The organism is Vibrio sp. 10N.222.52.C12, assembly GCF_041474215.1.
Classification (GTDB): domain Bacteria; phylum Pseudomonadota; class Gammaproteobacteria; order Enterobacterales; family Vibrionaceae; genus Vibrio; species Vibrio crassostreae_C.
Map to the genome: position 1 here is coordinate 1 of NZ_JBFRTR010000062.1, position 10,944 is coordinate 10,944.

Genomic DNA, 10,944 nt, shown 5'->3' on the forward strand with positions numbered 1-10,944 from the left:
AGGGATTTAAAATCCCTCGACGTTCGCGTTGTGCCGGTTCAAGTCCGGCCCGGGGCACCATCTATTTGATTATTACCTCGCTTGGTATTAATCAAAAGAGTTGTTCTCTTAAAACACTATTGAAGGCGCCTTGGCAGAGTGGCTATGCAGCGGATTGCAAATCCGTGGACCTCGGTTCGACTCCGGGAGGCGCCTCCACTATTCAAAGTTGAAAGGCCAGCAGAAATGCTGGCCTTTTTGCTATCTGAAATTCTAAACCCTCATGCTATGTTCAAACTTCCACGGATGCTCTCTAATCAGTAGCACCACTAGGAACAAGCTATATCAGATCACTTTTGTGCCGGTCTTTTCCTTATGTAAACCTATCATTTGCTAAACAACCAACAGCATCTGTTAACCAATTGCGCCGTTTGTGAGTGGAATGAGTGGGGAATGGAAAAGGGCGACTGTCTTTTGCGTCATTAAATTCTTCATATTTATACATAGTTGCTCATGATCCTGTAACGCTTTCATGAGTTATTACACTTATTATGACCACAAGTGAAAATGATTGTCATTTACTTGTGTTACTGCTAACCTATTGTGAAACTTTACAACATCTTATCTACTGCACGAAAGTGTATATAAAACCCCGCTAAACCTTATTAAACCTACGGTTATTCGTTTGCTTCGTATGATAAATCAGCAGATCTACCTCTTTTGTCCTACCCCTTTAGGGTAGTTCGATTTCGTAATTGATTTACATCATATTTTCATTTTCTTTCATAATTCATTATTCGCTCAGTTAAGAAATATATAACCTTCAGGAATTCTTATGAGCAAGATGAAGCTAGTCGTAATCGGTAACGGGATGGTCGGCCATCGCTATATCGAAGATTTAGTCGAGAAGACAGACGTTGCTAACATGGACATCACAGTCTTCTGTGAAGAGCCTCGCGTAGCCTATGATCGTGTACACCTTTCTTCTTACTTTTCACACCATACTGCGGACGAACTTTCTTTAGTTAAAGAAGGCTTCTACGAGAAACACGGCATCAACATGCTGATCGGTGAGCGTGCTATTAACGTTAACCGTGAAAAGAAAACAGTTTACTCAAGTACTGGTCGTGAAATTCAATACGACAAGCTAATCCTTGCTACAGGTTCATACCCATTCGTTCCGCCAATCAAAGGTAACGAAGGTAAAGACTGTTTCGTTTACCGCACAATCGAAGACTTGAAAGCTATCGAAGCAACCGCTAAGAATTCTAAATCTGGTGTGGTTGTTGGTGGTGGTTTGCTTGGTCTTGAAGCTGCAGGCGCACTAAAAGCTCTTGGTGTAACCACGCACGTTGTTGAGTTTGCTCCAAAGCTAATGGCTGAGCAGCTTGACCAAGCGGGTGGTAACCAACTTCGTCAAAAAATCGAACGTATGGGCGTTAACGTACATACAAGTAAGAACACGCTTGAGATTGCTCCTGAAGGCACTGAAGCTCGTAACGTAATGCGCTTTGCAGACGGTACAGAGCTAGAAACTGATTTCATCGTATTCTCTGCTGGTATTCGCCCACAAGACAAACTTGCTCGTCAAATGGGGCTGGGTATTGCACCACGTGGCGGTATCGAGATTAATGATCACTGTCAAACGACAGACAAAGACATCTACGCAATCGGTGAGTGTGCGTCTTGGAACCAAACGTTCTACGGCCTAGTGGCTCCTGGTTACAAAATGGCAACGGTAGCGGTTGACCACGTTGTTGGTAACGAAAGCACATTTGAAGGTGCTGACATGTCTGCGAAGCTTAAGCTTTTGGGCGTGAAAGTAGGCTCTATCGGCGATGCGAACGGTCGTACTCCTGGCTGTAAGAGCTACGTTTACCAAAACGAAGAACAAGAAGTTTACAAGCGTCTAATCGTTTCTGAAGACAACAAGAAGCTGCTTGGTGCAGTAATGGTTGGTGACACGTCTGACTACGGTGATCTTCTACAGCTTATGCTGAACGAAATCGACCTACCAGAACACCCAGATGCATTGATTCTTCCTGCTCATGCTGGTGCTGAAAAGCCAACACTTGGCGCGGATTCTCTTCCTGAGTCTGCTGTTATCTGTTCTTGTTTCGATGTGACTAAAGGCAAGATCGCTCAAGCGGTTGCTGAAGGTCACCACACAATCGGTGATATCAAAGCAGTAACAGGCGCAGGTACTGGTTGTGGTGGTTGTATTCCACTAGTGACTTCAGTATTAAACGCTGAACTTGCTAAAGCTGGTGTTGAAGTGAAGAACGACGTGTGTGAGCACTTTGCATACTCTCGCCAAGAGCTTTTCCACCTAATTCGCATCGAAGAAATCAAAACGTTCGATGAGCTATTAGAGAAATACGGTAAAGGCTACGGCTGTGAAGTATGTAAGCCTCTAGCAGGTTCTATCCTTGCTTCTTGCTGGGGTGAACACATCCTTAAGCCTGAATTAGTGAAGCTGCACGATACCAACGACAACTTCCTAGGTAACATGCAAAAAGACGGTACTTACTCTGTAATCCCTCGTATGGCGGGTGGTGAAGTAACACCTCAAGCACTAAGCGTTCTTGCTGATGTTGCTGCTGAATACAACTTGTACACCAAGATCACAGGTGCACAACGTATCGGCCTATTTGGTGCTCAGAAAGATGACTTACCAGCAATCTGGAAGAAGTTAATCGCTGCAGGTTACGAAACGGGTCAAGCTTACGCAAAAGCACTTCGTATGGCGAAAACATGTGTAGGTTCTACTTGGTGTCGTTACGGCGTTCAAGATTCAGTTGGCCTAGGCGTGATGATCGAGAACCGTTACAAAGGCATCCGTACTCCTCATAAGATGAAGTTTGGTGTGTCTGGCTGTACTCGTGAGTGTGCTGAAGCTCAAGGTAAAGATTTAGGTATTATTGCGACTGACGCAGGTTGGAACATGTATGTATGTGGTAACGGTGGTATGAAACCTCGTCACGCAGACTTACTGGCAAGCGACCTAGACCAAGAAACGCTAATCAAGTACATCGACCGTTTCATGATGTTCTACATCCGCACGGCTGCGCCACTACAACGTACTTCGGTATGGATGGACAACCTAGAAGGTGGTGTTGATTACCTACGTGAAGTGATTGTAGACAACAAGCTTGGTATCAATGACCAACTTGAAACTGACATTGCTGGCCTAGTTGATAACTTCGCTTGTGAATGGACAGATACAATCAACGACGAAGCTCAACTTAAGCGCTTTGCACACTTCATCAATGCTGATGACCGCGATGATAACGTTGTGTTTGTTGAAGATGGTCGTGAACAACACCGTCCTGCGACATTCACTGAGAAACACCCTGAAGCCATTACTTCAAAGCATCAGGGCGACATCATTCACGTAGAATCTGTTTAATTGGGAGACGACATCATGGCATTTACCAAAGTTTGTAAGATCGAAGACATTATCCCAGGTACAGGTGTTTGTGCGTTGGTTAGTGGTGAGCAAGTGGCTATCTTCCGCCCAACTGAGGCTGAAGAAGTATTCGCGATTAGCAACACAGACCCATACTTCCAATCTAACGTGCTATCACGTGGTTTGATTGTTGAGCACAAAGAAGAGCTTTGGGTAGCAAGCCCACTTAAGAAGCAACGCTTTAACCTAGCAACAGGTGTGTGCATGGAAGACGAGAACTTCAACGTGAAAGCGTACAAAGCTCGTGTTGCCAAAGGCGCTGTAGAAATCTCTGCTTAATCTTCGGATGAGTAAGATTTGATAGTTCAAGGGTTCTAGTTCTCGATATTGCCTTAACTCGGCAACTAGAGCCTTTTCCTATCCAATTTTAACTTTTAATTTAAACTTTTTAAGGACAACCTTATGTCTCCTGATTACAAACCAGCTGAATTCGTTCAAACGATGATTGATGTGGGTGAAGCGAAAACGAAAACAAGTACTCGCGATCTTCTGATTCGAAGCACTATGGCTGGTATCATCCTTTCTCTAGCGGTTGTTGTTGCTATTACAGCAATGGTTCAAACCGGTATTGGCCTTGTTGGCGCACTTGTGTTCCCAGTTGGCTTCGTCATTCTAAGTGTAATGGGTTATGACCTAGTAACTGGCGTATTCGGCCTTGCACCTTTAGCGAAATTCGACAACCGCCCAGGTATTACTTGGGGTCGTATCCTACGTTGTTGGGGTATTGTTGGTCTTGGTAACCTTATCGGTTCTTTGATTGTTGCTTTCCTTGTTGCAGTATCACTAACGGGTAACTTCTCTTTAGAACCAAACGCTGTTGCTCAAAAGTTCATTGCTGTTTCTACAGGTCGTAGCCTAGGTTTTGAAAACATGGGTATGGACGGATGGATCACGTGTTTCGTACGCGGTATCTTCTGTAACCTTATGGTATGTCTAGGTGTGATTGGCAACATGACTGCACGCACAGTATCTGGCCGTGTAGCAATGATGTGGTTCCCAATCTTCATCTTCTTCGCACTCGTATTTGAGCACACAGTAGTAAACATGTTCCTATTCCCACTAGGTATGATTCTTGGCGCTGATTTTGGTATCGCGACATGGTTGAACTTCAACCTTATCCCAACAATCCTAGGTAACATCGTTGGTGGTCTATTAATGACGTGTGTTCCTCTATACCTAACTCATGCTAAAACAGCTCCTTCTCTAGGCGCTAAGTAATTAGATAGTTCTAGGTTAATGAGCAACTAATAATGTGTGTTAAGCCCCAAGCTGTTGATTTGGGGCTTTTTTGATCTTAACACTCTCTACTTTGATAACCGTGCACCTAAGGCGAGCAATGTGTGCTTGATGATGGTGCAAATGTCAGGATTTTCCAACGTAATAGATTGTTTTGTTATATAAACTTCTATCTTGATTAGAATTAATCGTAAAGTTTTATGGCAACAACTGATAGTCTAAGAAGTAGGGATATTGGTGATTCATACAACGATGAATCGTCATACAGAATTAAGCTTGAAATATAACAAGCTAACTTTCGGAGCAAAGCATGTCAGAAGTATCGCCATCGAATGTTAAAACAGGAAACACAGGATTTGTTTCATTAGTAGGTGCAGGTCCGGGCGACCCAGACTTACTTACGTTAAAAGCGGCACGAGTGATTCAACAAGCAGACGTGTTGGTTTATGACCGTTTGGTATCAAAAGATATTTTGGAGATGGCTAATCCAGAAGCAGAAATGTTGTATGTGGGCAAAAAGCTCGATCATCACTGCGTACCGCAAGATCAGATCAACCAACTATTAGTGACCAAAGCTCAAGAGAACAAACACGTAGTGCGTCTAAAAGGTGGTGACTCGTTTATCTTTGGTCGTGGTGGTGAAGAGTGTGAAACGTTAGCTGAGAATGACGTGAGATTTGAAGTGATTCCGGGCATCACAGCTGCTGCCGGAGCAACGGCTTATGCGGGCATTCCGTTGACGCACCGTGATCATGCACAAAGCGTGCAGTTTATTACAGGTCACTTGAAGAAAGATGGCGAAGATATTGACTGGCAATCTCTTGCTCAGCACAACCATACCATCGTGTTTTACATGGGCTTGAAAGAGAGTCCGAACATTCAGAAGAATCTACTCGATAATGGTATGCGAGCTGACATGCCAGTTGCGATCATCGAAAACGGTACACGCCAAGAACAAAAGGTGTTTAGAGGTGGGTTACGTGATTTAGCTGACCTTGCGAGCGTCGCAAAGAGCCCAGCGCTGATTGTTGTAGGCAGCGTGGCTCAGCTCCATGAAAAACTTGCTTGGTTTAACAAACAAGCTTGATCGTTTGACCTTCTAATTGGATCTCTAAGCCACTACTGAGTCCATCAAGAATCAAATACTGCAGCGGCTGCCTTGTCGCTGCATTTCTTGTTGGCGCATCGGCATTTCGTCAATGATATTGGTGATCTGTTTCCAATCTGTTTTGCCACTCCATCGGTGCTTCTCTTTCCCGTCTTTACCAATCAAAACAGCGGTATGTGATCCTTTCGGGATCTCGTAAATACTGGTGACTGCTTCTAAGTTAAACTCTTCTTCTAACCAAGTTGGGACTGTGTAACCACTCTCAGCAATAACCATAATGACGACATCTCGTTCGTCCAATTGACAGTTATTGAGCAACACTTCATTCAGAAACTCTTTAACGATTGAATCTTCCTTTGGAGCGAAATAAATCACACTGCGGTGTGGCAAAGGCTTTGAGTGAGAATAAGCGGGGTAGGCGAGTACTGAATTGATGGTTAAGCTCATGATTATTACCGTGCTGATGGTCAGTAGTTTAAGCAAACTAAACCAGCTACCAGAGTTTGATGGTTGATTTAAAGTTTGCATCGCTTTGGTTGTGTCGATGCTTACGATCGAATTGTGTGTTTGTCGGTGCAGCATTGCCAACCTCCCTTTAAAAACTCTAAGCCTGAGTACGATTTGAACGCTACGTAAAGAAGAAGGTGAAGATCAGAACCACCTAAGAAACGCTCAAAACAAATCCACTTACAATAAGCATAGTTAGGATTACGTAAAGACACTTAGCTTTACGCTAAAGATATTAGATTTACGTTAACGATAGCTGGTAGGTTCATTTTTATTGAGTAAAGCGACTCGCATTTTACAATTGAATAGAATAGGGTATACGGAAAATCTAAAGGTATGAATTTATGGAAAACATAGCAATTTTGGTCGACGTTCAGAACGTTTACTACACGACGCGCGACAAATACCGTTCTAACTTCGACTATAACCAGTTTTGGTATGTTGCCACGGAAGGGCGTAACGTTATTGCAGCTAATGCTTACGCAATCTCAAGCCAAGATCCAAAGCAGCGTCAATTTCATCATATCCTTCGTGGTGTGGGCTTTAATGTGAAGTTAAAGCCGTTTATTCAGCGTCGAGATGGCAGTGCAAAAGGCGATTGGGATGTGGGTATTGCGTTAGACGCGATAGAACTTGCTGAGACGGTTGATACGATTGTTTTGGTATCAGGAGACGGTGATTTCGAAATCCTTGTAGAGCGAATCAAAGAGCGCTTTGGCAAGCCTGTTGAAGTGTATGGTGTTCCCGGGTTAACTGCTCAAAATCTTATCGATTCTGCATCAAAATTTGTACCGATTGAAAAAGATTTTCTTCTATAGAGGAAATCGGGCACTTTATAATTGAAATCAATAATAACGATAATTAGAATGCAAACAGTTCTTATTTATCGGTATGTGTAATGTCTCGCGTTTTAGTTGTTGATGATGATATTCAGTTGTGTGAATTACTGGGTGAAGTGTTAGAAAATGAGGGGTATCACGTTGATACTGTTCATTGCGGTGAATCCGCGCTTGAGTTTATTCAATCTCACCCTGTCGATTTGGTTCTACTCGATGTAATGCTTCCGAACCTAAGCGGCATTCAAGTAGCAAGACGTATTTGTCAGCGTTTTGCTACTCCCATTCTTATGCTAACCGCGCTTAACGACGATGCCTCAATGCTCGATGGCTACCAAGCAGGCGCCGACCAGTACATCGCTAAACCTTTCAATGTTCCTGAACTCTTAACCCGTATTAAGGTGATCTTGCGCCGAGTGGGTTTTGAACGCCAAAGACAATCTTTAGCTTCCTCTAATCACGGCTTGTGTGAACAACTCTCTCGTTTGCCATTAACTGGCACTGAAAAAGACTTGCTTGATTATTTGGTCAAAAATGACGGTATTGTCGTCTCAAAATCTGATCTGCAAATCCATGTACTCAAGAAAGAATTGTGTCCCTTCGATCGTAATTTAGATATGCATATCAGCAATATACGTAGAAAGCTCGTTCAGGCAGGTTTGTCTAAACAACATATAAAAACCGTTCGTGGTAAAGGTTACAGTTACCTAGAGTCGGTCGGAGCATGAGTAAAAAACTGCTGCGTTGCCCTGATTTTATTGCTAAGCGTAAAGACGGACTCACTTTCCAACTGTTCAGTTACCTGACCGTCATTTTGGTGAGTATTTTGATCCTGCAAGGTGTCGCTGAAAGAGCCTTGATGAAAGCGCTGCTTAAAGTCCCAGAATCGGTAAAAGCGGAAATGCTCGACCTTGCTTACCAAGCGAATGTGTTGATCGAAGAAGGGGACATGGATGAACTCGCGGACTGGGGTAATGCTCAGCAGTATTATCTGTTCGTCATTGATAAAGACAATCGTCCGATCACACATCGTCACATGCACCCACATTTTGAATTTAAGCTCAAATACTTAAGAACGTTAGATCACCAACTTAGTGATCGTGTGAGTAAGCCGATCTTCGGCCTACCACTGGATAACGGTAAAACACTGGTTATCCAACTACCGCACCAGTTTCATCCCGCAAAATCTTTTGCGCCATATTCCTATATGCTTAAAGCATTGATTGCATTGGTCGTATTGTCTCTGTTCTCGATTATCATGGCCAAAAGCCTTCAGCAACCGTTGGATAGATTGAGAGAAGCGAGCCGCAGACTGGCTCAAGGTGACTTCACGGTCAGTGTGGTGTCGGAGTTGAACTCCACCACGCGTGAATTCAACGAGCTTGCACACGATTTTGATTATATGACCTTTGAGATTAAATCTCTGGCTGAAAAGCAACGTTGTTTGATTCGTGATGTCTCACACGAGTTAAGAACACCATTAGCAAGGCAAAACCTCGCACTACACCTGCTGCGCAGCAAGGTTGATGATAAAAGCATTGGTTTGCTAGAACGAATGGAAAATGAAACAGAAGAGATGAATAAGCTGGTGGGTGAGATACTTGAATTTAGCCGCTTAGAAACCTCTCGCTATGACTCCAAGTTAAGTTTAATGCACCTTGAGCACTATTGTTCAATGTTGATCGCGCAGATGCAAAACGATTTAAAACCGAATCAAACTTTGATTGGTTCCCTAGAGACGCCGATATCAATGGTGAACGTTGATGAGAGGCTACTGCTTCGAGTCATTGGTAACTTGGTCGGGAACGCCATTAAATACGCGGGTGAGAACGCTCATGTGGTCGTGACGACATACGAACAGGTAATGGATAGACGTTACAGTGTAATATCTGTAGAAGATGACGGTGATGGTATTCCTGATAACAAGATTGCAGGTATATTCGACCCGTTTACTCGTATTGAATCAGCAAGAGACAAACGGTCTGGTGGCTACGGTCTGGGCCTTGCGATTGTTAAAGAAGCGATGGGTGTGATGAATGGACATGTAACTGCTGAGAATAGAGAAGGTGGGGGATTGAGAGTAAATCTAATGTTCCCAATCGCTGATTAGCTTCCTGCTGTTACCTGTCTTGCTCCATAGATAACTATGACTGAAAGCGTGCTAAGAAACATAGCTTAGAAATATTGCTCAGAAATATAGCTTAGAAACATAGCCCAATAAAAACGCCACTGCATCTGCAGTGGCGTTTTTCTTTATGCGCTTTGGTATGGGCTAGGCGTAGCCATTAATTACGCCTGAGCTTGAAGACAAGAGCATAAGATAAGCGAGACTATGCCTGTTGGCGAGCTAGCTTAACTTCTTCTTCTTTCTCACCTGCTGCTGGGTCGTTGAAGCGAGACTCGTCTAGAGCGCCTTCAGACTTAGCAACGATGATAGATACGGCACTATCACCTGTGATGTTTACAGCGGTACGAATCATATCAAGAAGGCGGTCAACACCCATGATTAGAGCAATACCTTCAAGCGGCAGGCCAACTTGGTTCAATACCATCGCTAGCATAACAAGACCAACACCAGGGACACCTGCAGTACCAACAGACGCCAGTGTCGCCGTTAGGATAACCATTAGGTAATCACCCATTGAAAGGTCGATGTTGTACGCTTGCGCGATAAACGCCGTCGCAACACCTTGCATGATTGCAGTGCCGTCCATGTTCACAGTTGCACCTAGTGGTACTGTGAAAGAAGCGACTTTGTTGTCTACGCCCATACGGTTCTTAGCCGTTTCCATAGTTACTGGAATTGTTGCGTTCGAAGATGCTGTTGAGAATGCAAACATGATTGCATCTTCCATCTTACGTAGGAACGTAATCGGACTAAGACCTGTGAATCCTTTAAGCATCGCACTGTAAGTCACCAAGCCATGCAACAGCAGGGTACCAGCAAGCACTAAGAAGTATTCTGCTAGGTTCCAAATTGCACCTAAGCCAAGGCCAGAGAACAGTTTCGCCATCAAGAAGAATACGCCGTAAGGAGCAAGGTTCATTAGTAGCGCAACTAGCTTCATGATCACTTCGTTTAGATCAGAGAAAACTGCAGCGATACGTTCACCGGGTTTGCCCGCTGCACTGATTGCGATACCAAACAACACTGCAAATACGATAACTTGTAACGTTTTGCCCTCAGCCATCGCCTGAATAGGGTTGGTTGGGAACATGTCGATGATTACTTGGCCCAGAGAAGGGGCATCCGCTGATTTGAAAGAGCTCGCAGCAGTAAGATCCGCACCAGCTCCAGGTTGGAACAGGTTACCGATAGTTAATGCTAGAGTGATGGCAACGGCAGTAGTACCGATATAAAGTGCAAGCGTTTTGCCACCCATACGGCCAAGAGTTGATAAGTCTTTAAGAGAACTTGTACCGCACACTAGTGAAACGAAGACTAGAGGCACAACAAGCATTTTTAAACTGGCGACAAAGATTTGTCCGCCCACTTCAAAGAGTCCGTTAACGATGTAGTTGTTAACAAATCCGTTGTCTGCAAAAAGGGATTGAATGGCGAATCCCGTTAATATACCTACGACCATACCGAGGATTACTCGACCAGTCAGAGACATAGGTTTCTTGGTATTCATTTAGAACACTCCTTATTATTTATAATTTTGATACCTTTTCAAAGTGAGCAGGAGATTAGCAGTCGGATAATCAATTCGAAAAACAAAAAATGAGTTTGGAATTATAGATGTGATCAAAATCACTGATAATTGTGTAAATTAAACAAATAGAAACAAAATAATTCACTATTAATT

General features: G+C 43.6%; 9 protein-coding genes and 1 tRNA gene. 8 read left to right on the forward strand and 2 right to left on the reverse strand.

The window, feature by feature from the left end; translation table 11 throughout:
• The first annotated feature begins 124 nt into the window (after positions 1 to 124).
• The 5 genes from AB4623_RS12335 (at position 125) to cobA (ending at position 5,771) form a co-directional block, all read left to right on the forward strand.
• Positions 125 to 198, forward strand: a tRNA-Cys gene (locus tag AB4623_RS12335).
• A 616-nt stretch (positions 199 to 814) separates the two neighbouring features.
• Positions 815 to 3,388, forward strand: coding sequence for a nitrite reductase large subunit NirB (nirB, locus tag AB4623_RS12340; RefSeq protein ID WP_017062560.1), 2,574 nt, complete (start codon positions 815 to 817; stop codon positions 3,386 to 3,388).
• Between the two features lie 15 nt (positions 3,389 to 3,403).
• Entirely contained in the window at positions 3,404 to 3,727 is a 324-nt protein-coding gene (nirD, locus tag AB4623_RS12345) for a nitrite reductase small subunit NirD (protein WP_017062559.1), read from the forward strand.
• 123 nt (positions 3,728 to 3,850) lie between these two features.
• Positions 3,851 to 4,666, forward strand: coding sequence for a formate/nitrite transporter family protein (locus AB4623_RS12350; protein ID WP_017062558.1), 816 nt, complete (start codon positions 3,851 to 3,853; stop codon positions 4,664 to 4,666).
• Positions 4,667 to 4,994: 328 nt separating this feature from the next.
• Positions 4,995 to 5,771 carry a uroporphyrinogen-III C-methyltransferase gene (gene cobA / locus AB4623_RS12355; protein ID WP_017069122.1) on the forward strand — a complete coding sequence of 259 codons (777 nt, stop codon included), beginning with the start codon at positions 4,995 to 4,997 and terminating at the stop codon, positions 5,769 to 5,771.
• Positions 5,772 to 5,822: 51 nt separating this feature from the next.
• Here cobA and AB4623_RS12360 read toward each other — a convergent pair whose 3' ends face one another.
• On the reverse strand, positions 5,823 to 6,320 hold the full coding sequence (locus AB4623_RS12360; RefSeq protein WP_050546503.1) for a DUF4174 domain-containing protein: 498 nt from the start codon (positions 6,318 to 6,320) through the stop codon (positions 5,823 to 5,825).
• Positions 6,321 to 6,643: 323 nt separating this feature from the next.
• Here AB4623_RS12360 and AB4623_RS12365 point away from each other — a divergent pair, with 323 nt between their 5' ends.
• From AB4623_RS12365 to AB4623_RS12375, 3 genes are all read left to right on the forward strand, one after another.
• A complete protein-coding gene (locus AB4623_RS12365) occupies positions 6,644 to 7,117 on the forward strand; it encodes an NYN domain-containing protein (RefSeq protein ID WP_010429860.1) in 474 nt (157 codons plus the stop codon).
• Positions 7,118 to 7,197: 80 nt separating this feature from the next.
• Positions 7,198 to 7,863 (forward strand): response regulator transcription factor, encoded by a 666-nt coding sequence (locus AB4623_RS12370; RefSeq protein WP_017062555.1) that lies wholly within the window; start codon positions 7,198 to 7,200, stop codon positions 7,861 to 7,863.
• Positions 7,860 to 9,245, forward strand: a complete 1,386-nt coding sequence (locus AB4623_RS12375) for a sensor histidine kinase (protein WP_136979549.1) — start codon at positions 7,860 to 7,862, stop codon at positions 9,243 to 9,245. Before AB4623_RS12370 ends, AB4623_RS12375 begins: the two co-directional genes overlap by 4 nt.
• 220 nt (positions 9,246 to 9,465) lie before the next feature.
• Here AB4623_RS12375 and AB4623_RS12380 read toward each other — a convergent pair whose 3' ends face one another.
• Positions 9,466 to 10,770 carry a dicarboxylate/amino acid:cation symporter gene (locus AB4623_RS12380; RefSeq protein ID WP_017062553.1) on the reverse strand — a complete coding sequence of 435 codons (1,305 nt, stop codon included), beginning with the start codon at positions 10,768 to 10,770 and terminating at the stop codon, positions 9,466 to 9,468.
• Positions 10,771 to 10,944: the final 174 nt, after the last annotated feature.